Source organism: Halomonas sp. TH-94 (assembly GCF_057473365.1).
The window spans coordinates 25,122-46,779 of sequence record NZ_JBYCKL010000018.1 but is presented as its reverse complement, the minus strand read 5'-3'; the positions used below and the strand labels follow the sequence as shown (position 1 = coordinate 46,779).

Below are 21,658 nucleotides of genomic sequence, written 5' to 3'. Positions count from 1 at the left end.
TGACGCAGGGCGCTAAGCAACTCCAAGGCGGCTTGACAGCGGCAAGCGAACGCCTCTATTTTTAGTTTCAAATGAAACTAAATGTTCGCCCCCACCGCTCTTCACCGAGAGAACCGTCATGATCGAGATTCAGCAGATTCACCACGTCGCCTACCGCTGTCGCGATGCCAAGGAAACCGTCGAGTGGTATCAGGACAAGCTGAACATGGAGTTCCTGGTCGCCATCGCCGAGGACCGCGTGCCCTCGACCAAGGCGCCCGACCCTTACATGCACCTGTTCCTCGACGCCGGCAACGGCAACATTCTGGCCTTCTTCGAGCTACCCAACTCGCCGGAAATGGGCCGTGATCCCAACACCCCGGAATGGGTCCAGCACATCGCCTTCCGGGTCGCCGACGAAGCGGCGCTGATGGCGGCCAAGGAGCAGCTTGAAAGCAAGGGCATAGAAGTAGTCGGTCCTACCGAACACGGCATTATCCGTTCGATCTACTTCTTCGACCCCAACGGCCACCGCCTGGAGCTGACCTATGTGAAGGGCACGCCGGAGCAGATGAAGCAGCTCAAGGAAGTGGCACCGGCCATGGTCGAGGAGTGGTCGAAGACCAAGCGCGCGCCCAAGCACGCCGCCTGGCTGCATGAAGAGGAGTTCCAGGCGCCGAACTGAGCTCTTGGCCCAGCCCGGCGAAGGCTTCAGGCTGGGTCGGAAGTAGCGCCCGGGGCCAGGCGTATGCCGGCTTCTTCGATGACGATCAGGCGCCGCTTGTAGAGCCGGCCGATGGCCTGCTTGAAGGCGTTCTTGCTGACGCCCAGGCGTGCCTTGATCTCACCGGCATCGCTGCTGTCGGAGAGCGGCAGATAGCCGCCGCTCTCGCGCAGCGCCCTGAGTACCTGATCGCCCACCACATCGAGACGCGCCGACCCCGGCGGCAACAGCGAGAGGTCCAGACGACCATCGTCGCGAAGCCGCTTAACGTAGGCCTTGACCCGCTGGCCGCGGCGCAGGGGGCGGGTGACGTCATCGCGATAGAGCAGGCCCCAGAAGCGATGATCGACCACAGCCTTGTAACCGAGGTCGGTAGCGTCGGCAATCACCAGCTCTACCTCGTCGCCGGGCGCCAGCCCCGTCGCCTCGTCCTGAACGAAGCGGTCCAGCTTCTGTGAAGCCACCGGCCGACCCTGCTGGTCCTCGTAGATTCGCACCAGCACGCGCTTGCCCGGCGTGGGGCGGAAGCGCTGCTCGCCGAAGGGCAGCAACACATCCCGTGGGTGGCCCCAGTCGAGGAAGGCGCCGGTCTCGTTGACCGTGACCACCTCCAGGTAGGCGACCTCGCCGACCTGGGCCTTGGGCGCACTCGGCCGACGCTCGCGCTGACCGCCAGAGGGATGCCGGGTGGGATTGGGGCGACCCTGGCGACGGTCGTGAGGAGAAGAGGCCATGAACAGCTCCGCAGATGTGTGGGGCCATTATGGCAAAAAGGCGGCCCGAAGGCCGCCAATGGTTTCAGGGAGCCAATCGCTTTGCTTTGCCTAGCCGCGCACCAGCGCCGGACGCTTGGGGTCGAACTCCCAGCCGGGAATCAGGTACTGCATGGCCATTGCATCGTTGCGCTGCGTCACGTCGAGGCTGCGGTAGAGCCGGTGAGCTTCCATCAGTTTCTCCTCGTCCAGCTCCACTCCCAGGCCCGGCGTCGTCGGCACCGACAGCTTGCCGTCGCGGATCTGGAATGGCTCTCGGGTGATCCGCTGGCCATCCTGCCAGATCCAGTGGGTGTCGATGGCGGTGATCTGGCCGGGACATGCCGCCGCCACATGGGTCATCATCGCCAGCGAGATATCGAAGTGATTGTTGCTGTGCGAGCCCCAGGTCATGCCCCATTCATGGCAAAGCTCGGCTACCGTCACGGCCCCCTGCATGGTCCAGAAGTGGCAGTCGGCCAGGGGGATGTCGACCGCGTTGAGCTGTACGGCGTACTGCAGCTGCTTGAAGTCGGTGGCGATCATGTTGGTTGCCGTGGCGAGCCCGGTGCGCTTCTTGAACTCCGCCATGGTCTCGCGGCCGGAGTAGCTCTCCTCCTGTCCGCAGGGATCTTCGGCATAGCTCAGCAGATCCCGAATCGGCATCAACACCCGCACGGCTTCCTCCAGCGTCCAGGCGCCGTTGGGGTCGAGGGTGAGCCGAGCCTCGGGAAACGCCTCGTGCAGAGCGCGGATGCAGTCGGCCTCCTCCTCACCGCGCAATACGCCCCCCTTGAGCTTGAAGTCCTTGAAGCCGTAGCGCTCATAGGCCGCCTTGGCCAGGTCGGCCACCGCCTGTGGAGTGAGCGCCTCGCGGCAGCGCACCTCGTCCCAGGCATCCCGGGGGTCGGCCGCCTCGGGATAGGGCAGGTCCGTCTTTGCCGGGTCGCCCAGCAGGAACAGATAGCCCAGCGCCTCGACTTCGTCGCGCTGACGGCCGTACTGGCCCAGCAGGTCGGCCACGGGCATCTGTAGGGCCTGGCCGTAGAGATCGAACAGGGCCGACTCGATACCGGTGATGACGTGCACCGCCACACGCAGATCGAAGGTCTGACGCCCCCGCTCTTCGCGACCGTTATTGGCCAGCAATAGGCGAACCTGATTCAAGGTCCGCTTGATGTCGTTGACCCGCGACCCCTCTACCAGGGCACGGCAGCGCTCCAGCCCTGCGAGGATGCCGGCACTCGATGGGATTTCCCCCACCCCCTGGTTACCGGCATCGTCCTCCAGGATCACCACGCAGCGGATGAACCAGGGGGCATGGCCGCCGCTGAGATTGAGCAGAAAGCCGTCATAGCCGGCAATCGGCACGATGCGCATCGTCTTGATCATGGGCAGCGTCATGCATTCACTCCCTGTTTGTCCTTCACGTTTTGCCAAAGGGCATAGCCAAGAAAAAGCAGCGCACCGATCAGGAAAGCGGCACTGATGGGGCGCATGACGAAGGGCGTCCAGTCGCCACCGAAGACCTGCAGGCCACGACGCAGGTTGGACTCCGCGATGCCGCCCAAAATCAGGCCCAGGATGACTGGAGCGGTGCCGAAGTCGTACTTCGACAGGAAATAGCCCAGCACGCCGAAACCGAGCATCAGGTAGATATCGAAGATATTGCCGTCGACGCCATAGACGCCGATGAAACAGAACACCAGGATCAGCGACATCAGCAGCTTGCGCGGCACCTGCAACACCTTGATGAAGAGGCGGATTCCGAACCACTGGATGAGCAGCATGAAGATGTTGGCGATGAAAAAGGCGATGAAGATGCCGTAGATGATCGCCCCCTGCTCGGCGAAGAGCGTCGGCCCCGGGCGGATACCCTGGATCATGAGCCCGCCCATCAGCACTGCCGTCGCCGCCTCACCGGGCACGCCCAGCGTCAGCATCGGAATCAGCGCCCCGCCGACCAGCGCATTGTTGGAACTCTCGGAGGCCACGATGCCCTCCGGGTGTCCGGTGCCGAACTTCTTTGGCGTCTTCGACATGCGCTTGGCCTGATCATAGGAAAGGAACGAGGCAATGCTGCCCCCCGCACCCGGGATGGCCCCGACGATGGTGCCGATCACCGAACTCGAGGCAACCACTTTCCAACTGCGCAACACTTCCAGCCAACGCGGCCTCGCCTCCCCCGGGTTCTGAACCACGCTTCCCTTGTTGCTCGACGAAACGTAATCGACGATATCCTTGAGGATCTGGGCTACGGCGAACAAGCCGATCAGGGCGGGCAGCAGGCTGACCCCCGTCAGCAAGGACATCTCGCCGAACGTGAACCGGTTCACCCCGGTAATGGGGTCGCTACCGACGGTGGCGATGAACAGGCCGATCAGGCCTGCAATCAGCCCCTTGAGCAGGGACTTGCTCGACACCGAGGCGATGATGACGAGCCCGAACACGCTCAGGGCGAAATACTCCGCCGGCCCGAACCGGAGCGCGAACTCGGCGATGGGAGGCGCCAGCAGGCTGAGCAGCACCGCGCTGATGATGCCGCCGGCAAAGGAGGAAACGATGGCGATACCCAGCGCCCTTCCCGCCTGCCCATTGCGCGCCATGGGAAACGCATCGAGCGTGGTGGCAACGGAAGAAGGCGTACCGGGTATGTTGAGCAGCGTAGCCGATACCGAGCCACCGGCGATGGCACCGCAGAGCGTACCCAGCAACATGCCAACCCCCATCACGGCCGGCATGCCGAAGGTCAGCGGCAACAACAGCGCTATCGCCATGGCGGCCGTCAGGCCCGGTAGCGCGCCCATGATCAGGCCGAGCAGCGTACCTGCGGCGATCGCCAGCAGCACACCGAACTGAAAGACCAGCCCAAGCGCATCGACATAATGCGTCATAAGATCCTCCTACTCCCAAGCCAGAGTGGGAAGAATGATGTTGAAGCCCTTGGTAAAGACCAGGTAGATGAGCGTTGCCGCCAGGGCGGAAAAGACCGCCAGGAAGACGATCCGCCCGATGCCGATCCGGTCCCTTCCTTCATCGTCCGGGTTGCTCATCAGCGTCACCACCACCACGGAAAGGAACAGAAAAACAGACGTCGTGATCACGTAGCCAGCCCGCTCAAGACTCAGGGCATAGGCCACCATCAACCCCAACAGCAACAGCCAGCAAGTTGCACTGCGCCAATGCTGCCTCAGGTTCACATTCGCGACGCTTGTGAAAGCCGCAATGGCACTCCTCGAACTTTTCAACAAGGAAAAGACAAGCAGACAGATGATGAGAATGCAGATCGATTTGGGGAAAAAGGCCGGCGACAGATTGCCGCCGGCAGCGCTCGTCGGGAGCTGACTCGCTTGGATAAAAAAGAAGCTCGCCATCCCGATCAGGACGAGATGAAAGAGGACGTCACCCAGCGATTTCACCATGGTGCGGCCTCCTTACCTCAGCTTTTCCGCTTCCGAGATCATCAGCTCTGCCGTACTTTCGACGAAGGCATCGAGCTCATCGCCATAGAGCGGCATGATGTCAGACCCCATGTTGCGCGCGGCTTCCTTAAACTGAGGATTGTCGACCGCCCGCTTGACCGCCTCGACCCATTGATCCTCGACTTCCTGACTGATGCCCTTGGGTGCGGCAATCCCCCGCCACTGGGCAACGGAAAAGTCGTAGCCGCTCTCGAGCATGGTGGGTGCATCCTCCAGCACACCGCTACGCTCATCGCCGGTCGTGACGATAGCGATCAACCGGCCCGAGTCGATGGCGGAGATCACCTCCGAGGGGTTGAGTACCACGGCATCGATATGATCACCCATCGCTGCCGATACGGCATTGGCACCGCTGTCGTAGGGCACCACATCGAACTCGACGCCCAGCTCTTCGGCCAGCGCCACGGCCATGACATGCGTGGATGAGCCGACACCGGACGCCCCTATCTTGAGTACCTGCCCCTCCTCCTGAAGTGCCTCGACCAAGGCGTCGAGATTTTCCCAACCGCCGCTGCTGCGCACCGCCAGTACATACGGCTCGACCAGCACACGGGCGATGTATTCGAAGTCGGTATAGCTGAAACCGACGTTACCGAGCCCTTCCAGGGTAAAGACGGCATTGGTCGGAATGGTGATGGTGTAGCCATCCGGCCTGGCGCTCACCGCTCTTGAATAACCCACGGCCCCACCACCACCGGAAAGGTTGCGCACGACGATGGTTCCGCCCAGTGCCTCCTCGAGGGATGGCTGCAGCGCTCGCACGACATTGTCGGCACCGCCGCCAGCGTTCCAAGGCACGATGTACTCGATATTACGAGTTGGATAGTCGTTGGCACTAACGCTGACAGCGAAGCCGATACCAACGGCAGCGGTGGTCAAGAGGGATATTGTCCTTTTCATGACATCTCCTGTGAGCTTGCGTTTGTTTTATGTGGTTTGCCGCTTCGAAGACGGCTGCAGGGGTCTCATACTCGCCTTTGTAATACATCATACAACCTAGTCATTAACGAGGTCCTCTGCAAGACTCTCTCCTAGGAAAAACCGACTAAAGTTCTATCTTTCGATTCAGCCTGGAACACCCAGGCAGGCCCCATCGCTCAGGGAGCTGAAGAAAGTGACGGAGCAGATCGCTGCCGGCAATCGGGGGAAAGCCGGGGCACTCATGCAGCGATATCGCACATAGAAACGAGTAGCAAATAAGCGAGCACAAGTGCCCTGGTGAAAGCGGATATCAACCTTCCCGCTTGCCGTCCACCAGCCGAGAGACCTTCCATGGGTTGCCGTCACGCAGCGGCTCGGGCAGCAGCTTCTCCGGCAGCGCCTGGTAGCACACCGGGCGCAGGAAGCGGAGGATCGCCGCGCTGCCCACCGAGGTGGTGCGGGAGTCCGACGTAGCCGGGTAGGGACCGCCGTGGACCATGGCGTGACACACCTCGACCCCGGTCGGCCAGCCGTTGGCAAGTATCCGCCCCGCCTTGCGTTCGAGGATCGGCAGCAGGGCTTTCGCCGCGCCCAGGTCGTCGTCGTCCATCTGCAGCGTGGCGGTGAGCTGGCCTTCGAGCTGTGATGCAACCTGGCGCACCTCGTCCTGGTCGGCGCACTCGATCACCAGCGCGGTGGAGCCGAAGACTTCCTCCTGAAGCTCGGGGTCAACGAGGAAACCCCGAGCCGCGGTGACGAACAGCCCCGCCTGGCACGGATGGGCCGACTCGCCCACCTGGCCACGGGCCACTTCCCTGACCTGACTATTCTCTGCCAGGCGCTGCACGCCCTGCTCGTAGGCGCCATGGATGCCCGGAGTGAGCATGGTCTGGGCGGCACTCTGTTTGACCGCATCGGCCGCGGCCTCGACGAAGGCCTCGAGCTCGGGGCTTTTCACCGCGATCACCAAGCCCGGGTTGGTGCAGAACTGTCCCGCTCCCATGTTGAGCGAGGCGACGAAACCCTCGGCGATCTGCTTGCCGCGCGCCCTGAGGGCTTCCGGCAGCAGGAACACGGGGTTGATCGAGCTCATCTCGGCATAGACCGGGATCGGTTGCGGGCGCGACTGAGCGGTCTTCATCAGCGCGGTGCCGCCGCCGCGGGAGCCGGTGAAGCCCACCGCCTGAATGCGCGCGTCACTCACCAGCGCCTGGCCGATCTCGCTGCCCGAACCGAACAGCAGCGAGAATACCCCCTCGGGCAGGCCGCTCTTCTCTACGGCACGCTGTACGGCGCGGCCGACCAGTTCCGAGGTGCCGGGGTGGGCGGAGTGGCCCTTGACGATCACCGGGCAGCCGGCCGCCAGCGCCGAGGCGGTGTCGCCGCCGGCCACGGAGAAGGCCAAGGGGAAGTTGCTGGCGCCGAACACCGCCACCGGGCCGAGCGGAATGTGACGCTGGCGCAGGTCGGCGCGGGGCAGCGGCTGACGGTCCGGCATGGCCGGGTCGAGGCGCACGTCGAGCCACTCGCCGGCGCGCACCACGGCAGCGAACAGGCGCAGCTGACCGCAGGTGCGACCGCGCTCGCCCTCGAGACGTGCCCGGGGCAGTCCGGTCTCGGCGATGGCGCGCTCGATAAGTGCCTCGCCGACGGCTTCGATCTCAGAGGCGACCGTCTCGAGAAAGACGGCGCGCTGCTCCAGCGTGGTCTCGCGGTAAGTGCCAAACGCCGCCTCGGCGAGCTGGCAGGCACGCTCGACCTCGGCCTTGCCGCCACCCGCGTAGGTGGGCTCGAGGGTCTCGCCAGTGGCGGGGTTGACGGCGTTGATGGGCTTGGAACTGCCGCTGACGGCCTCGCAGCCGATCAGCATCTTGCCTTGCAGGGTCATGATGCCTCCTGTTTTCCGGTATCGCGTGGCCAGGAGAGCCGCTCGTTCAGGCTTCCTGGTACTTGGCGTACATGGTCCGCGCGCGGTTGAGATGCTGGAACATCATTTCACGCGCCGCCTCGGGGTCGCGGGCCAGAATGGCCTCGAGAATGTAGGTGTGCTCCTCCTCCACGCGGGCGAGGTACTTGTCCGTGGCCGCGGTGTTGATCTCGATGCTCATCAGCTTGGCTCGCGGAATCACGCTCTGACTCAGCTGCTCGTAGAAAACCTTGAAGAAGGGATTCTTGGTGGCGGCGGCGATTGCATAGTGGAATTCATAGTCCTCGATGCGCGCCTGGGACTTGGCTGCACGCGCCTCGATGAAGGCCGTATGCTTCTCCTCCAGCATGCGCCGGTCCGCCTCGTCGTGCCGCTCGGCGGCCAGCGCCGCCGCCGCCGGCTCGAGGTTCAGCCGTAGCTCCAGCACATGCAAGATGTCCTCGACGGTGGTCGGGCTGATGCGCTCCGCCGGCATCGCCTCGATCGTGGTCGAGCGCAGCACGGTGGTGCCGACACCCCGTCGCGTCTCGACCAGTCCCAGTGACTTGAGATGGGTGATGGCCTCGCGGATCACCGTGCGGCTGACACCAAAGGCCTCGCACAGGCCGTTCTCGGTGGGTAGCTTCTCGCCCACGCTGATACCACCGTTGACGATCAGCGCCTCGAGCTGGTCGGCGACATGCACGGACAGGCTGCCTTCGCGTGAAAGCTTCTGGACCTTCAGCTGCTTGAAGTCGGCCGTCATATCGGGTTTGCCTGCCATATCGCCATCCATCGGTCATGTTTCGTGGTAAGGGCTCAGCGCGTGCCAGTGCCGTTGGTGATCAATCGTCGGGGTGGCCTGAGGTGGCGAAAGGGCCGCCCTGGTAGATGACCGCCGGGTCCGTGGGGTCGAGGTTGGCATCGAGCGCTTCCATCTCCTCGCGCCATGGCTCCGAGCTGTGTTTCGGCACCCAGCCGAGGAAAGCGGCCTTGCGATTGTCCCACCAGCATTCGGCGTTGTTCGAGAAACCGTAGACCACGGTATAGGCCAGGCGCGGCGTGACGATGGCACGCTGCACCAGGCTGACGAAGTCCTCGGCGCTGAGCCAGATCGCCAGCTTACGTGTATCGGTCGGCTTGGGGTGACACCAGCCGATGCGTACGCTGAGTGTCTCGACGCCGAACTTGTCATGATACAGGCTTGCCAGGTCTTCGCCGAAACACTTGGTCACGCCGTAGAGCGAGTCGGGCCGATGCGGCACCTCGGTATCGATCCTCTGCGAGCGCTCGTAGTAACCCGTGGTGTGGTTGGAGCTGGCGAAGATCACCCGCGGCTTGCCGTGGCGGCGCACCGCCTCGTACAGATTGTAAGTGCCGACGATGTTGGCCTGCAGCAGGCTCGCCCAGGGTTTCTCCACCGATACGCCGCCCAGATGCACGATGGCATCGCATCCCTGGACCAGCACGCCGACCGCTTCGGCATCGGCGAGATCGCAAGGTACGAGCTCTTCATGACTGGCCGCTTCGCCGAGGTCGGCAATGTCCGACAGCCGCACCCTGCGGGCAAGCTGCGCCAGGTGGGGCCGAATGAGGCGGCCCATGCCGCCGGCAGCCCCCGTTACCAACAGACGATCGATCATGCGTTTTCTCTCCTCAAGCAGGCGGTATCAGAAGCCGTACAGGGCGGCAGGGTTGTCGACCAGAATCTGGCGCCGGGCCTCGGGGCCGGCCCATTCGAGCAGCACGTCGAGCTGTTCGGCATCGTCCGGATACTGCTCGCGCGGCACGCCGACATGGGGCCAGTTCGAGCCCCAGATCACCCGCTCCGGAGCATGGGCGATGACCCGGCGGGCGATGGCTCCTACGTCCTCGTAGCGCGGCCCCCCGGTCATGCTCGCCTCGTAGCCGGCGCAGATCTTGAACCAGGCATTGCCGCGATCGAGCAGCCGCAGGATCTCATCGACCCGGCGATCGTCTGCCGGCACCGGTGGCATGAACTTGCCGATGTGATCGATGATGTATTCGCCCTCTATGCGCTGCAGGCCGCCGAGATAATCGTCCAGGTGCTGGCCGTTGAACTGCACCATCAGGTGCCAGTCCAGCGGGCGGATAAGACGCTCGACCTCGAGCATGCTGTCATGGGTCACGGCGCCACCGGGCAGGTTCATGATCCTCGCCCCTCGCACTCCCCTGGCATGCCACTCGAGCAGGCTATCGGTAGACGTATCGGGCGAGACGGCAGCCACACCGCGAGCCGTTTCGGTGCCTAGACGATCGAGGGCCTCGAGCAGGGCGCCGTTGTCGCGCTGGTAGGCATTCGGCTGGGTCACCACCACCCGCTCCAGCCCCAGACGCGCCTGTACCCTGGCGTAGTCTTCCGGCGTGGCCAGCTCGACGATGCCGGGTCCACCGGGCTGGGCCTCGAAGCCGGGCAGATACAGGTGGATATGGCAATCGGCGGCACCCAGCGGCGCTTCGAGCCGCGGCGCCGGTCCGTCCAACGGCCGGGTATTGGCGGGTATCGCTGTCACGTCGTCATGCCTCCTTGAGGGCGAAACGGCTGAGCGCTTCACGGTCGATGTCGATGCCGAGCCCGGGCCCGTCCGGTATCGCTACAACGCCCCGGTCGTGTTCGATGGGCGTTTTCACCACCGCCTGACGGAAGGGATTCTCGGTGCGGTCGAACTCGAGGATCGGTTCGATCGGGTCACGCCGCGGCGGATTGGGCAGCAGTGCGGCCATGAACTGCAGGCTGGCGGCCAGACACACCGCCGTGCCCCATACGTGCGGCACCAGGCGTACGCCATGCAGCGCCGCCATGTCGGCCACCCTCCGGATCTCGGTGAAACCCCCGACGCCGCAGATGTCGGGCTGAATGATGTCCACCGCGCGAGTGGCAAGCGGTTCATGCATGGCATAGCGGCCGTGCCAGGTCTCGCCGCCGGCGACGGGGATCGGCTGGTCGGACCGTACCGCGCGGTAGGCGGAAACGTGCTCGGGCAGCACCGGCTCCTCGAACCAGTCGATGCCGAACTCCGCCGCCCGGCGACCCACTTCAACGGCCTCCAGATAGTCGTAGCCGTGGTTGGCGTCGATCATCAGGCGCATGCCGGGGCCGATGGCCTGGCGCACCGCCTCGATGACGCGCAGGTCCTCTTCCACGTCGAAGCCGATCTTGATCTTCACCGCATGGAAACCCTCGCGGCGATACCCCGCGACCTCATGGGCGACGTCCTCGACTCGATCCACGCCCTCGCGGCGGAACGAGCCAGTGGCGTAGGCTCGCACGCCGTCGCGGAAACGGCCGCCCAGCAGGGTCGAGATCGGTACGCCGAAGCGCTTGCCCTTGATGTCCCACAGCGCGATGTCGATGCCGCTCAGGGCGGTCACGGTAAGCCCACGCTGGCCCTGGTCGCGCAGGCGATTGTAGAGTTCCAGCCAGATCTTCTCGGTCTGCAGCGGATCCTGACCGACCAGGGCGGCGGCGTAGGCCTTGACCACGGCTGCGTTGGGCTGGGCTGGGCCCAGGCACTCGCCCCAGCCGATGGTGCCGTCATCGCAGACGACCTCGACCAAGCAGTTCTGGCGCCGGGTGAAGTGCATCGAGGCGCTCTCGAAGGTCGTGTCCAGCACATGGTCGAGAATATGGGTATGTACGGCTTCTATCTTCATCGTCGAGTCCGTTGCGGTTCGTTCGGTGGAATACTCAGCGGAACAGTGCAGGCAACGACAGCGAGACTGCCGGCACGTAGGTCACCAACATGAGAGCGACGAACAGCGCCAGATAGAAAGGCCAGATGGTGCGCACGGCCTCTTCGATCTTGATCTTGCCGATCACGCAGCCGACGAACAGGCAGGCTCCTACCGGCGGCGTGCACAGGCCCAGCCCCAGGTTCATCATCATGATGATGCCGAACTGGATCGGGTCCATGCCGAACTGCATGGCCACCGGCAGGAAGATCGGCGTGCAGATCAGGATCAGCGCCGCCATGTCCATGATCATGCCGAGCACCAGCAGCAGCAGGTTGAGCAGCAGGAAGATGACGATGGGCTTGTCGGAGAGCGCCATCAACATGTCGGTCAGCAGCAGCGGCACGTTGTAGAGCGCCAGCAGGTAGGAGAACGCCGAGGCACAGCCGACCAGGATCATCACCAGCGAGGTGGTCCTCACCGATTGCAGTACCGCCGCCTTGAACGAGGCCCAGCGCAGCTCGCGATAGACCAGCGCCGTGACGACGATGGCGTAGATGGCACCGAAGGCCCCGGATTCGGTCACGGTGAGAATGCCCGACAGTACCCCTCCGACGATGATTACCGCCGTCATCAGACCCGGCAGGGCCGCGGCGAAGCTGAGAATCAGCACGTCCCACCCCGGAAAGGTTTCGCCCTTGTAACCACGCTTCACCGCCACCAGGTAGGCCGCCACGGCCAGCGCCAGGCACATCAGGATGCCCGGCACGATACCGGCGATGAACAGCTGAGTGACCGAGATGCCGCCGCCGGCCGCCACGGCGTAGAGAATCATGTTGTGACTCGGTGGGATCACCACGCCGGCGACCGAGGAGGTCACCGTGACGTTGACGGCATAGTCGGCGTCGTAGCCCTTCTCCTTCATCACCGGCACCAGGATCGAGCCGAGCGCCGAGGTATCGGCCACGGCGGAGCCCGAAATGCCGCCGAACAGCATCGAGGAACTGACGTTGACGATCCCCAGGCCACCGCGCATCCTGCCCACCGCGGCGGATGCCAGGCGGACCAGACGGGTGGAGATACCGCCATGCAGCATCAGCTCGCCGGCGAAGATGAAGAACGGAATGGCCAGCAGCGAGAAGACGGAAATACCCGACAGGATGCGCTGGAACGCCACGAACAGCGGCAGGCCCTCGTAGAGGAAGGTCGCCACGGCGGCCAACCCCACGGCAAAGGCGACGGGCGCCCCGGCTAGCAGGCCGAGAAAGAAGATACCGAACAGAATGGCCAGGCCCATGTCAGTTGCCCTCGTCAGAGTCGTTGCCAAGGATTCGCGACACGATATTGGCCACGGAAAACAGTACGATCAGCACACCGCAGATCACCAGGGGCGCGGCCCGCCAGCTCTCGGAGAGTCGGATCATGGGTATCGCCCGTTCGAGGTTGGTCATGACCAGGCCCCAACCCTGGTAGGCCATGAAGGCACCAAAGGCGATGACGAGCAGGTCGGCGACATAGCGAAAGATTGTCCTGAAAGGCTCGGGCATGCCTTCACGTACGAAGTCGATGCTCAAGTGGGTATTGCCCCTGACGCCGGCTGCGGCCCCCAGACAGGTGATGTAGACCACCAGCAGTAGCGATGCCTGCTCCACCCAGGTCGGCGTGTTGTTCAGCACGTAGCGACCGAAGACCAGCCAGCCAAAAATGGCGATCAGGAAAACGAGCATGACGCCCGCTGCCGCCAGGCAGATAGTGGCGATGCCATCCAGCGCTCTGCTGACGGCTTTCTTCAAGCGGGGAAGCGTCACGGCGGCCTCTGAATCGACAAGGGTTCTCATGGAACACGTCTCCTTCCCCCTCGGCGCCCTGGCGCCAAGGGGGGCATCGAAGCGAAGCTCAGTTCGCGTTCCGGATGGCGTCGATCAGGCTCTCCAGATCAGGATTCTTTTCGATGAAGCCCGCATAGACCGGCTCCATCCGCTGCTGAAAGGCCGCCTTGTCTTCCACCTCGTTGATCTGGATGCCGGCATCCAGCACGACCTGGCGGCTCTCCTGGGAGCCTTCGACCCATAGCTGACGCTGCATCTCGGCGGCCTTGATCGCCTCCTCACGCACGATTTCCTGATCCTCGGCAGAAAGTGCCTCCCAGCTCGGCCTGGCGATACACAGGCATTCGGGGATGATCAGGTGTTCCGTGAGGGAGTAGTATTCGGCGGCTTCGTAGTGGTTGCTGGAGTGGAAGGAGGGATAGTTGTTCTCCGCACCGTCGAGCACCCCCGTCGTCAATGACTGATACACCTCGCCATAGGCCATTGGCGTCGCGTTACCACCCAGCGCCTCGATCATGTCGACGTACAGGTCGTTGTTCATGACCCGGATCTTCAGCCCCTGCACGTCTTCGGGCGTGTTAATCGGACGCTTGGTGTTGTAGAGGCTGCGCGCACCGGAGTCGAACCAGGAGAGCGCAACCAGATTCTTCTCGGCCAGGGCATCGGCAAACTGTTGACCGATCTCGCCATCCATCACTTCGTGCATGTGCTCGATGCTGCTGAAGATGAAGGGCAAGGAGAGAACGTTGGTCTCCTTTACGATCGGGCCCATCGGACCCATGTTGAAGTTGGCGAAGTTGAGCACGCCGTTGCGCGTCTGCTCGATGGCATCGGGCTGGTCGCCGAGTACACCATTGTTGTAGACCTGCGCCGTAATGCGCCCCTCGGTGCGCTCAGTGACGCTCTCGGCGAAGGCTTCCAGCGCCACGGTGTTGGGGTAACCCGGCGGATGAATATTCCAGCCGCGCCAGGTGTCGGCCTGCACCGGTAGCGCCATGAACACCATGGTGGCGGAAACGGCAATGGCACAGAACGTCTTGTTTGTTGAGATTATTTTCATGACGTGCTCCTGGATTGTTCTTCTAATGGTAAGCGTGCGTGTTGGTTTACAGCTGCCGAGCGATGCCTACCAGTCGCTCCAGCTGGTTTCGCTCCTCAAGGGTGGGCATGGCCAGCGGCGCCCGGACATTACCGGCCGGTCGACCGATGATCTCTGCCCCCGCCTTGATCAGGCTGACGGCATACCCTGGCTTTCGATCCCTGAGGTCCACGAAGGGAATGAAGAAGTCGTTGGTGATCCGCTTCACGACCTCGGCATTGCCCGCGCGGAGTTCCTGGTAGAACTTCACTGCCATGTCCGGCACGAAGTTGAACACGGCGGAGGAATAGGTATTAACGCCGATGGCAAGGTAGGCCTCGGCGAAGATCTCGGCAGTGGGAACGCCACCCACGTAGACCAGGCGATCGCCAATGGTCTTGATGATCTTGTTCAGCGCCTGGATGTCACCCTTACCGTCCTTCAGACCAATCAGATTGGGGCAAGCATCGGCAAGCTGGCGGACCGCATCGACGTCGAGCACGCCGTTACCGCGGTTGTAGTAGATGATATTGAGATCGGTCCAATCGCATATCTCACGGGCGTATTCCACCAAGCCATCCTGAGGGCACTCGGTCAGGTAGGGGGGCATCAGCAGGATACCGTCGGCCCCCGCCTCTTCGGCCGCCTTGGCATAGGCCTTGCCGCTGACAACGCTCAAGCCGGCACTGGCGATCACCGGTAGCTTGCCGGCCACCGTTTCCACAGCCACGCGGACCACCTCGCGATACTCCTCGAGGGACAGGTTGAAGAACTCGCCCGTTCCGCCAGCGACGAAAACGGCCGAAATGTCGTGGCTGGTGAACCACTCAAGGCGTCGACGGTAACCGTCCGCATCGAACCGCCCATCCTTATCGAAATCGGTGATGGGAAAAGACAGTAGCCCATCACCCAAGGCTTCCTTCACGGCTGCTCTGGAAAACTTCACGGAGACATCCTCTTATTCATGCGTCGGCCCGTTGGAAGACAACTCTGCTGGCCAGAAGACAACGACTTGTTGTCATACATCATACAACCTAAAGCGGAAAACGAGAGGCTGCAAGTCGGCCGATAGCCGGTCGCGACTAAAGTGTAATAGCCGACTTCGAGTGGGAGCTGATCAACCCAGGTCGCCGAAACGGTACTGCAGCAGCGACAGCGCCACCACCGGAGCCGTCTCGGTACGCAGGATGCGCGGGCCGAGGGAGAGCGGGGCGAAGCCGCCGGCCTTGGCGGCCTTGACTTCGCTGTCGGAGAGCCCCCCTTCGGGGCCGATCAAGAGGGCAACGGAGGCAGGTGCGTCGCTGTGCGCTAGCACGCCAGAGGTCCCGGGATGCAGCACCAACCGCAGCGCTTCGCTGCGCTCGTCGAGCCATTCGGACAGCGCTCTTGGCGAGAGCACGGTCGGCACCGTGGCGCGCCCGCACTGCTCGCAGGCGCTGCTTGCCACCGCCTGCCAGTGGGCGAGTTTCTTCGCCTCGCGCTCGCCCTTGAGGCGCACGTCGCCGTGCTCGGTGTAGAGCGGCGTGATGGCGGCGACACCGAGCTCGACGGCCTTCTGGATGGCGTAGTCCATGCGATCGCCCTTGGAGATCGCCTGCCCCAGGTGCACCGGCAAGGGTGACTCGCCACGGCCGGCTTCGACGGCCTCGACGCGGGCCGCCACCCGCTTGCGGCCCGCCTCGACGAGCACCGCCCTGGCCTCGAGGCCGGCACCGTCGAACAACCGCAGCTCCGCACCTTCGCCCAGGCGCAGCACCCGCGCCACATGCCGCGCCGGCCCTTCGGGCAGAACGACGTCGCCGCCGACGGTGAAGTCGGCGGCGACGTGAATGCGCGGTACAGAGGACACGGTGCGACGACCCTACTGGGTGGTCTGCTCGCCCTGCTGCTGGGCCTGCTCGGCCTCGCGCTTCTTCTTCTGGGCGAAGATCGCCTCGAAGTTGACCGGCGCCAGCATCAGGGGCGGGAAACCGCCGCGGTTGACCAGGTTGTCAACGCACTCGCGGGCGTAGGGGAACAGCACATTGGGGCAGAAGGCGCCCAGCGTGTGTTCGAGCTGCGCACCTTCGATGCCGCTGATACGGAACAGGCCGGCCTGCTCGATCTCGGCCAAAAAGGAGGTGGTGCCCTCCTCGCTGTGGCGAACCTGGGCGGTCACCTTGATGGTCACTTCGAAGAGGTCATCGCCGACCTTCTTGCTGGAAGTGTTCAGATCGAGGCTGACCTTGGGCTTGAACGGCTGCTGAAATACAGCCGGCGAGTTCGGCGCTTCGAAGGAGATGTCCTTGACGTAGATACGCTGAACGGCGAACTGCAGCTGCTGCTTGTTCTGGTCTGCCGCGGCCTGGTTGCCGCCGGCAGCGTTCTGGCTGTTCTCTTCGGCCATGAGCTGAATTCCTTATGCGTCTTGTGTATTGGCTATTTCTTGACCATCGGCAGGCCATCGGCCTGCCACTGCATCATGCCGCCCTTGAGCTTGTAGACCCGGGTGAAGCCGGCCTTGGCCAGCTTGGCCACGGTGACGCCGGACGACTGGCCGCTCTTGCAGACCACGACGATCGGCTTGTCCTTGACCTTGTCGAGTTCACCCATGCGTTCGTCGATGCGGCTCTGAGGTATGTTGCGTGCCCCGGCAATGTGGCCGGCCTTGAAGTCGCCCGCTTCGCGGGTATCCACGATCACGGCGTCCTCACGGTTGATCAGTTGGGTCGCCTGGGTGGACGTAACACCGCTTGCGGCGCTGTTGCGGACCTCATAGATGATCCAGGCGGTCAGCACCATGAGGAAGGCGCCCACCAGAAGCGGGTGATTCTGCACGAATTCGAACAGCTGATCGATCATGGGTCCGGCACACTCTTTTTCGGAAATAGCGAGGATATCGGTAGGGTAGGGCACCCGGAAGGCGGGAGTATACACCATGCGGCAACACCCCGCGGCATGCCTCTCGGCGACATGTCGGGACCATGACGCTCGCCTAGCCGTGCGTTATGATGCCGCAAGCCGACTCAAGTCGCGACCCCCGTCGTCCAGGAGCCTGTCCCGAACGGCCAGAAATCGACGCAGGAGCCCGCCGCCGCGCCATCGCCAGGAAGCCAGGACGGCGCGGACAGCCTCCCGGACGGACCGACGCCGCGCCCACCATGCCCAAGAGGTCCGCTATCCCCATGACGAATCAGACTGCGCCCCGACCCGTTGCCCTGATCATTCTCGATGGCTACGGCCATAATCCCGACCCCACCGACAATGCCGTGGCCGCGGCACGTACACCCAACATGGACCGGCTGTGGCAGGAGCAGCCTCATGCGCTACTGCACACCGACGGCAAGTACGTGGGCCTGCCCGAGGGGCAAATGGGCAACTCCGAAGTGGGGCACATGAACCTGGGCGCCGGTCGGGTCGTGTATCAGGAGCTGACGCGCATCTCGAAGGCCATCGAGGATGGCGACCTCGATCTCATCCCCGCCCTGACCGACGCCATCGATGCCGCCGTCTCCAACGGGCGCGCCGTACACCTGCTGGGCCTGCTCTCGCCGGGCGGCGTGCACAGCCACGAGGATCACATCCTCGCCATGGCCGAGCTGGCCTGCCGCCGCGGTGCCCAGCGCATCTTCGTGCACGCCTTCCTCGATGGCCGCGACACCGCACCGCGCAGTGCCTTGGCCTCCATCGAGCGCACCAACGCCCGGCTCGCCGAGCTGGTGGGTGCCGACAACGGCTTCGTTGCCTCGATCGTCGGCCGCTACTTCGCCATGGATCGCGACAACCGCTGGGATCGCGTCGAGAAGGCCTATCGCCTGCTCACCGAAGGCGTGGGCGAATTCGAGACTACCAGCGCCGAGCAGGGACTGCGCGACGCCTACGAACGCGGCGAGAACGACGAGTTCGTCTCGGCCACCGCCATCCAGACCGAGCAAGGGCCGGTTACCCTCGCCGACGGCGACGCCGCCATCTTCATGAACTTCCGCGCCGACCGTGCCCGTGAACTCACCCGCGCCTTCGTCGAGGACGGCTTCAGCGGCTTTACCCGCCGTGCACGCCCCCGATTCGCCGCCGGTAGCCTGGTCACCCTGACCCAGTATGCCGCCGATATTCCCGCCCCGGCCGCTTTCCCCCCGGCAGACCTGCACAACACGCTGGGCGAGGTGATGGAAAAGCGCGGCCTGACTCAGCTGCGCATCGCCGAAACCGAAAAGTATGCCCACGTCACCTTCTTCTTCTCCGGTGGGCGCGAAGCCGAGTTCGAGGGCGAAACCCGCGTACTGGTGCCCTCCCCGCAGGACGTCAAGACCTACGACGAGAAGCCCGAGATGAGTGCCGAAGAGGTGACCGACCGGCTGGTCGAGGCGATCGACTCGGGAGACTACGACCTGATCGTATGCAACTACGCCAACGGTGACATGGTAGGCCATACCGGTGTCTTCGACGCCGCGGTCAAGGCCATCGAGACGGTCGATGGCTGCGTCGGGCGTGTGGTCGAAGCCATCGAGCGCGCCGGCGGCGCTTGCCTGATCACCGCCGATCACGGCAATGCCGAGCAGATGGTCAATCCGGATACCGGCGTGGCTCAAACCGCTCACACCACCTTCGAGGTGCCGCTGATCTACGTCGGTTCCAAGCCGCTCCGCCTGCTCGACGACGGCCGTCTGTGCGACATCGCGCCGACACTGCTGACGATGATGAACCAGCCGATCCCCGAGGAGATGAGCGGCCGCGTGCTGATAGAGCCGGCATGAACGAGAGCGAGCCCTGCCAGCCATGAGCCGAGCGCGACAATGTCTTGCCCTGGGCGCCCTGCTGGCGCCCCTGGTCATGTTCTCGGCTGCGGCCATGGCCCAACCCAGCGAGCGGGAAGCGCGTGAGCGTATCGATGCCATCGGCAGCGAGATCCAGGCGGTCAACCGGCGTCTCGGCGAGACGCGCGAGGCCCAGGACGAGGCCACCCGCGAGCTGCGCCAGGTGGAAACCTCACTGGCCGAGACCCATAGCCGGTTGGACTCCATTCAGGCCGAGCGTCGGCGTCTCGACGCCGAGGTCGATGCGCTCGAATCCGCCCGTGACGAGCTCAACGTCGAGCGTGCCGAGCAGGTCGAGATGCTCAATGTCCAGCTCGACGCACTCTATCGCCTGGGCCTGACCCCGCAGCTAAAACTGCTGCTCAATCAGGACGACCCGGCCCGGCTCGACCGCCTGCAGACCTATCTCAACCACCTGGCGCGGGCGCGCAACGAACGACTCGACGAAATCGCTCGGCTGGATGCCGAACTGGCAGAGAACCGGCGCGAGCGCCAGGTCCGCGGCGAACAGCTCGACGCCCTGGCCGACGAACTCGCCACGCGCAGCAGCGAATTGGCCGAGCGTGTGGCCGACCGTGAACGGCTGGTGGCTGAGCTGAGCGGTCGCTACAGCGATGAGCAGTCACGCCTGGCGAGCCTCAATCGCGACCGCAGCGAGGCCGAGCGGGTGCTCGAACGGGTACGCGAAGAGCTCGCCCGGTTGCAGCGCCCACCTCCTTCCACTGCCATCGAACGCACCCGGGGCGATCTGCCCTGGCCGGTGCAGGGTAACGTCACCTCGAGCTATCGGCGGGGCGACGGCGTGCACTACAACGGAATCCTGATCGAAGCCCGGGAAGGCACGACGGTCAATGCCGTGCACGCCGGCCGGGTGGTCTTCGCCGACTGGATGCGCGGCTTCGGCAATCTGCTGATCATCGATCATGGCGACAATGTCATGACCCTCTACGCTCACCTGCAGCGCTTCAACGCCGGGGTGGGTCAAGCCATTTCGCGTGGCGACTCGCTCGGCACGGTGGGCAACAGCGGCGGCCATACGTCGCCGGCGCTCTACTTCGAAGTCCGCCGCAACGGTGACCCCATCGATCCACAGGCCTGGATCGCACGAAGATGACGCGATGTGTTTCACAAGGCCTGAACCACGGGCTATGCTGGACAGCCTCGCCTCGTAACAGCGGAGTTCGCATGCCTTCAAGTACCGTCCGCCGACCGCCCGCCCGCAGCCGAAAGATGAGCGCGCTAGTGCCGATGGTGCTGCTGATGCTGACGCTCGCCGCCCCACCGGTCCTGGCCCAGTCGTCGCCCAGCGAGGATGAGCTGCCGCTGGAAGACATCCAGACCTTCGCCGAGGTCTTCGAGCGCATCAAGCGCGCCTACGTGGACGAAGTCGACGACAGCACACTGCTGCGTAACGCCATGCGCGGCATGCTCAGCGAACTCGATCCGCACTCCGCCTATCTCGACCGGCGAGAATTCCAGAGCCTGCGCGAATCCACCGAGGGCGAATTCGGCGGTATCGGCATCGAAGTCGGTCTCGAAGAGGGGCGCCTTACGATCATCACGCCGATCGACGACACCCCCGCCTCACGCGCCGGTCTGCAGGCTCGCGATGTGATTCTGGAAATCGACGGCAATCCCACCGAGCGCCTCTCGTTGCAGGAGTCCGTGACTCTGATGCGCGGCGAGCCGGGCAGCCAGATCGAGCTGACCATCTTGCGCAGCGGCCAGGAAGCGCCGCTGGACGTGACCCTTAACCGCGAGATCATCCGCACCGAGAGCGTGCGCAGCGAGATGCTGGAGCCGGGCTACGGCTACCTGAGGGTCAGCCAGTTCCAGAGCCGCAGCGGCGATCAGGTCAACAATGCGATTCGTCGCATGGAGCGCGACGGTGCCCTGCAGGGTCTGGTACTCGACCTGCGCAACAACCCGGGCGGCGTTCTCCAGGCTGCCGTCGCCGTGGCCGATGCTTTCCTCGAAGGCGGCCTGGTGGTCTATACCGAAGGCCGCCTGCCGGATACCCAGATGCGCTTCTCTGCCAGCCGCGAGACGGCGGCCCCCGACGTTCCTTTGGTGGTACTGATCAACGGCGGCAGCGCTTCCGCTGCGGAGATCGTCGCCGGCGCCCTGCAGGACCAGCGCCGCGGGGTGATCATGGGTACCGAAAGCTTCGGTAAGGGCTCGGTACAGCAGGTCATGCCGCTGGGCAACGGCGAGGGGCTGAAGCTGACCACGGCGCTTTACTACACGCCCAACGGCCGCTCGATCCAGGCTCTTGGCATCGAGCCCGACGTCAGAGTGGTGCGCGGTCGGCTCGAAGTTACCGAGAGCAGCCGCCAACTGCGTGAGGCCGACCTGGAGGGGCACCTGCGTTCCCGCAGCGAACCGCGGGCCGGCAGTGAAGAGATGACTGAACGACTGCGGGAGGACTACCAGCTCGCCGAGGCGCTAAACCTGTTGAAGGCACTCAACGTGCTGGAGCGTCGAGAACGCTGAAACCCTAG

The 21,658-nt window shown here is 64.0% G+C and carries 21 protein-coding genes; 4 read left to right on the top strand and 17 right to left on the bottom strand.

Annotated features, from left to right (window positions below; translation table 11 throughout):
• The first annotated feature begins 118 nt into the window (after window positions 1-118).
• A complete protein-coding gene (locus AC2VNO_RS03580; RefSeq protein ID WP_228579964.1) occupies window positions 119-664 on the top strand; it encodes a VOC family protein in 546 nt (181 codons plus the stop codon).
• Between the two features lie 26 nt (window positions 665-690).
• Here AC2VNO_RS03580 and AC2VNO_RS03575 read toward each other — a convergent pair whose 3' ends face one another.
• From AC2VNO_RS03575 to AC2VNO_RS03495, 17 genes are all read right to left on the bottom strand, one after another.
• On the bottom strand, window positions 691-1,437 hold the full coding sequence (locus tag AC2VNO_RS03575; RefSeq protein ID WP_486932854.1) for a CvfB family protein: 747 nt from the start codon (window positions 1,435-1,437) through the stop codon (window positions 691-693).
• Between the two features lie 90 nt (window positions 1,438-1,527).
• Complete coding sequence (locus tag AC2VNO_RS03570) at window positions 1,528-2,859, bottom strand: enolase C-terminal domain-like protein (protein WP_486932853.1); 1,332 nt, start codon at window positions 2,857-2,859, stop codon at window positions 1,528-1,530.
• Window positions 2,856-4,349: a tripartite tricarboxylate transporter permease gene (locus AC2VNO_RS03565; protein ID WP_486932852.1), complete on the bottom strand. Its 1,494-nt coding sequence runs from the start codon at window positions 4,347-4,349 to the stop codon at window positions 2,856-2,858. Before AC2VNO_RS03565 ends, AC2VNO_RS03570 begins: the two co-directional genes overlap by 4 nt.
• Window positions 4,350-4,358: 9 nt before the next feature.
• Window positions 4,359-4,877: a tripartite tricarboxylate transporter TctB family protein gene (locus tag AC2VNO_RS03560; protein ID WP_486932851.1), complete on the bottom strand. Its 519-nt coding sequence runs from the start codon at window positions 4,875-4,877 to the stop codon at window positions 4,359-4,361.
• A 12-nt stretch (window positions 4,878-4,889) separates the two neighbouring features.
• Window positions 4,890-5,837, bottom strand: coding sequence for a tripartite tricarboxylate transporter substrate binding protein (locus AC2VNO_RS03555; protein ID WP_486932850.1), 948 nt, complete (start codon window positions 5,835-5,837; stop codon window positions 4,890-4,892).
• Between the two features lie 331 nt (window positions 5,838-6,168).
• Window positions 6,169-7,746, bottom strand: a complete 1,578-nt coding sequence (locus AC2VNO_RS03550) for an aldehyde dehydrogenase (NADP(+)) (RefSeq protein WP_486932849.1) — start codon at window positions 7,744-7,746, stop codon at window positions 6,169-6,171.
• A 46-nt stretch (window positions 7,747-7,792) separates the two neighbouring features.
• Window positions 7,793-8,548, bottom strand: coding sequence for a FadR/GntR family transcriptional regulator (locus AC2VNO_RS03545; protein WP_486932848.1), 756 nt, complete (start codon window positions 8,546-8,548; stop codon window positions 7,793-7,795).
• A 61-nt stretch (window positions 8,549-8,609) separates the two neighbouring features.
• Complete coding sequence (locus AC2VNO_RS03540) at window positions 8,610-9,407, bottom strand: NAD-dependent epimerase/dehydratase family protein (RefSeq protein ID WP_486932847.1); 798 nt, start codon at window positions 9,405-9,407, stop codon at window positions 8,610-8,612.
• Between the two features lie 27 nt (window positions 9,408-9,434).
• Entirely contained in the window at window positions 9,435-10,298 is an 864-nt protein-coding gene (locus AC2VNO_RS03535) for an amidohydrolase family protein (protein ID WP_486932846.1), read from the bottom strand.
• Between the two features lie 4 nt (window positions 10,299-10,302).
• Window positions 10,303-11,439: a mandelate racemase/muconate lactonizing enzyme family protein gene (locus tag AC2VNO_RS03530; RefSeq protein WP_486932845.1), complete on the bottom strand. Its 1,137-nt coding sequence runs from the start codon at window positions 11,437-11,439 to the stop codon at window positions 10,303-10,305.
• 34 nt (window positions 11,440-11,473) lie between these two features.
• On the bottom strand, window positions 11,474-12,754 hold the full coding sequence (locus AC2VNO_RS03525) for a TRAP transporter large permease (RefSeq protein ID WP_486932844.1): 1,281 nt from the start codon (window positions 12,752-12,754) through the stop codon (window positions 11,474-11,476).
• Window position 12,755: 1 nt separating this feature from the next.
• Entirely contained in the window at window positions 12,756-13,295 is a 540-nt protein-coding gene (locus tag AC2VNO_RS03520) for a TRAP transporter small permease (RefSeq protein WP_486932843.1), read from the bottom strand.
• A gap of 58 nt (window positions 13,296-13,353) precedes the next feature.
• Window positions 13,354-14,346 carry a TRAP transporter substrate-binding protein gene (locus AC2VNO_RS03515; protein WP_486932842.1) on the bottom strand — a complete coding sequence of 331 codons (993 nt, stop codon included), beginning with the start codon at window positions 14,344-14,346 and terminating at the stop codon, window positions 13,354-13,356.
• A gap of 46 nt (window positions 14,347-14,392) precedes the next feature.
• Entirely contained in the window at window positions 14,393-15,310 is a 918-nt protein-coding gene (gene kdgD / locus AC2VNO_RS03510; RefSeq protein ID WP_486932841.1) for a 5-dehydro-4-deoxyglucarate dehydratase, read from the bottom strand.
• Window positions 15,311-15,481: 171 nt separating this feature from the next.
• Complete coding sequence (locus AC2VNO_RS03505; protein WP_486932840.1) at window positions 15,482-16,213, bottom strand: 16S rRNA (uracil(1498)-N(3))-methyltransferase; 732 nt, start codon at window positions 16,211-16,213, stop codon at window positions 15,482-15,484.
• Window positions 16,214-16,225: 12 nt separating this feature from the next.
• Complete coding sequence (gene secB, locus AC2VNO_RS03500; protein WP_486932839.1) at window positions 16,226-16,750, bottom strand: protein-export chaperone SecB; 525 nt, start codon at window positions 16,748-16,750, stop codon at window positions 16,226-16,228.
• A gap of 32 nt (window positions 16,751-16,782) precedes the next feature.
• On the bottom strand, window positions 16,783-17,205 hold the full coding sequence (locus tag AC2VNO_RS03495; RefSeq protein ID WP_486932855.1) for a rhodanese-like domain-containing protein: 423 nt from the start codon (window positions 17,203-17,205) through the stop codon (window positions 16,783-16,785).
• 323 nt (window positions 17,206-17,528) lie between these two features.
• Here AC2VNO_RS03495 and gpmI point away from each other — a divergent pair, with 323 nt between their 5' ends.
• The 3 genes from gpmI (at window position 17,529) to AC2VNO_RS03480 (ending at window position 21,650) form a co-directional block, all read left to right on the top strand.
• Window positions 17,529-19,097 carry a 2,3-bisphosphoglycerate-independent phosphoglycerate mutase gene (gpmI, locus tag AC2VNO_RS03490; RefSeq protein ID WP_486932838.1) on the top strand — a complete coding sequence of 523 codons (1,569 nt, stop codon included), beginning with the start codon at window positions 17,529-17,531 and terminating at the stop codon, window positions 19,095-19,097.
• 22 nt (window positions 19,098-19,119) lie between these two features.
• Window positions 19,120-20,271 (top strand): murein hydrolase activator EnvC family protein, encoded by a 1,152-nt coding sequence (locus AC2VNO_RS03485; protein WP_486932837.1) that lies wholly within the window; start codon window positions 19,120-19,122, stop codon window positions 20,269-20,271.
• A gap of 71 nt (window positions 20,272-20,342) precedes the next feature.
• Window positions 20,343-21,650 (top strand): S41 family peptidase, encoded by a 1,308-nt coding sequence (locus tag AC2VNO_RS03480; RefSeq protein WP_486932836.1) that lies wholly within the window; start codon window positions 20,343-20,345, stop codon window positions 21,648-21,650.
• Window positions 21,651-21,658 lie beyond the last annotated feature (8 nt).

Excerpts from the sequence above, each read along its gene's own strand:
- AC2VNO_RS03580 (WP_228579964.1), top strand. The coding sequence starts at position 119 with ATGATCGAGATTCAGCAGATTCACCACGTCGCCTACCGCTGTCGCGAT.
- AC2VNO_RS03575 (WP_486932854.1), bottom strand. The coding sequence starts at position 1,437 with ATGGCCTCTTCTCCTCACGACCGTCGCCAGGGTCGCCCCAATCCCACC.
- AC2VNO_RS03570 (WP_486932853.1), bottom strand. The coding sequence starts at position 2,859 with ATGACGCTGCCCATGATCAAGACGATGCGCATCGTGCCGATTGCCGGC.
- AC2VNO_RS03565 (WP_486932852.1), bottom strand. The coding sequence starts at position 4,349 with ATGACGCATTATGTCGATGCGCTTGGGCTGGTCTTTCAGTTCGGTGTG.
- AC2VNO_RS03560 (WP_486932851.1), bottom strand. The coding sequence starts at position 4,877 with ATGGTGAAATCGCTGGGTGACGTCCTCTTTCATCTCGTCCTGATCGGG.
- AC2VNO_RS03555 (WP_486932850.1), bottom strand. The coding sequence starts at position 5,837 with ATGAAAAGGACAATATCCCTCTTGACCACCGCTGCCGTTGGTATCGGC.
- AC2VNO_RS03550 (WP_486932849.1), bottom strand. The coding sequence starts at position 7,746 with ATGACCCTGCAAGGCAAGATGCTGATCGGCTGCGAGGCCGTCAGCGGC.
- AC2VNO_RS03545 (WP_486932848.1), bottom strand. The coding sequence starts at position 8,548 with ATGGCAGGCAAACCCGATATGACGGCCGACTTCAAGCAGCTGAAGGTC.
- AC2VNO_RS03540 (WP_486932847.1), bottom strand. The coding sequence starts at position 9,407 with ATGATCGATCGTCTGTTGGTAACGGGGGCTGCCGGCGGCATGGGCCGC.
- AC2VNO_RS03530 (WP_486932845.1), bottom strand. The coding sequence starts at position 11,439 with ATGAAGATAGAAGCCGTACATACCCATATTCTCGACCATGTGCTGGAC.
- AC2VNO_RS03525 (WP_486932844.1), bottom strand. The coding sequence starts at position 12,754 with ATGGGCCTGGCCATTCTGTTCGGTATCTTCTTTCTCGGCCTGCTAGCC.
- AC2VNO_RS03520 (WP_486932843.1), bottom strand. The coding sequence starts at position 13,295 with ATGAGAACCCTTGTCGATTCAGAGGCCGCCGTGACGCTTCCCCGCTTG.
- AC2VNO_RS03515 (WP_486932842.1), bottom strand. The coding sequence starts at position 14,346 with ATGAAAATAATCTCAACAAACAAGACGTTCTGTGCCATTGCCGTTTCC.
- secB (WP_486932839.1), bottom strand. The coding sequence starts at position 16,750 with ATGGCCGAAGAGAACAGCCAGAACGCTGCCGGCGGCAACCAGGCCGCG.
- AC2VNO_RS03495 (WP_486932855.1), bottom strand. The coding sequence starts at position 17,205 with ATGATCGATCAGCTGTTCGAATTCGTGCAGAATCACCCGCTTCTGGTG.
- gpmI (WP_486932838.1), top strand. The coding sequence starts at position 17,529 with ATGACGAATCAGACTGCGCCCCGACCCGTTGCCCTGATCATTCTCGAT.
- AC2VNO_RS03485 (WP_486932837.1), top strand. The coding sequence starts at position 19,120 with ATGAGCCGAGCGCGACAATGTCTTGCCCTGGGCGCCCTGCTGGCGCCC.
- AC2VNO_RS03480 (WP_486932836.1), top strand. The coding sequence starts at position 20,343 with ATGCCTTCAAGTACCGTCCGCCGACCGCCCGCCCGCAGCCGAAAGATG.